The following is a 1021-nucleotide window of genomic DNA, read 5'->3' on the forward strand; positions in this document are numbered from 1 at the left end:
TGCATGCTGGGGCACTCCACGCTCATCACTGATTGGCAAAGCGCTCAACTTATTCTGAAAATAGTCCCATGTTCTCTGGATACCAGTAATTAAGTCAGTCTGAGGCATAAAGCCCAAGTCTCTCCGAGCTTTTCTAATATCAGCGAAGTTATGGAGAATTTCGCCTGCCCTAAAACCATGATAGGCAATTCTTAGCGCATCATTTTGGCCCGAAACTATTTTTAAAATGCCAATAATTTCGTTGATCGAAGTTGGCTTTCCGCTGCCAAGCTGAAAAACCCCATTATGTTTAGATTTCAGTGACTGAAGGATGCCCTGACAAAGATCTTCAACGAACACGAAATCTCTGGTTTGGCTACCATCACCATACACTTGACATGGCTCACCCATAAGAATTGATCTAACAAACATCGCGATTGCGCTGCCCTTATGGATAGAACGAGGCCCATAGACATTTGAAAAGCGTAGCGACGTGATATCCATTCCGTAACTCTGTGAATAAGCTGCACAATAAGCCTCAGCAGCAGCTTTTGATGCACCATAGGCTGAAGCTGGGTATGCTGGCATGCTTTCGTGGACTGGTTGGGGGCCATCTCCAATAATTGCGCCACCAGTTGACGCATTAACAAGGCTTCTAACACCTTGTTTTCGCATAGCTTCCAAAAGGTTCAATGTACCTTTTACATTGACGTCAAAGTTATAGATAGGATCTTCAATGGAATCTATTACACGCGTATCAGCAGCTAAATGTATGACCGCGTCGACGCCTTTTATCGCATCCTCAAGAACTGATTGATCCCTAATGTCCCCATGGATAAAATAATGAGGTACGCCACCTAACGAGCTTGCGTTTCCTGTGACTTCACTGTCCAAAACCAAGATTTCGTGAGCTGCCACCTCAGATGCGAGTGTTCTGACCAGGTTCGAGCCGATAAAGCCACAACCGCCAGTGATGAGGATACGATTAAACATGTCTCTAAAAACTCGTTAAAACTAGGAGGTGGTTATGGGTTGCTTAGTT

At 44.7% G+C, this 1021-nt stretch carries 1 protein-coding gene; it reads right to left on the reverse strand.

The window, feature by feature from the left end; genetic code table 11:
• Positions 1-972, reverse strand: a 972-nt coding sequence (locus PPL9_RS10705) for an SDR family NAD(P)-dependent oxidoreductase (RefSeq protein WP_082596730.1), incomplete at its 3' end; no start/stop codon positions are given.
• Positions 973-1021: the final 49 nt, after the last annotated feature.

The sequence above is a fragment of the Pseudovibrio sp. POLY-S9 genome (assembly GCF_001431305.1).
Taxonomy (GTDB): Bacteria; Pseudomonadota; Alphaproteobacteria; order Rhizobiales; family Stappiaceae; genus Pseudovibrio.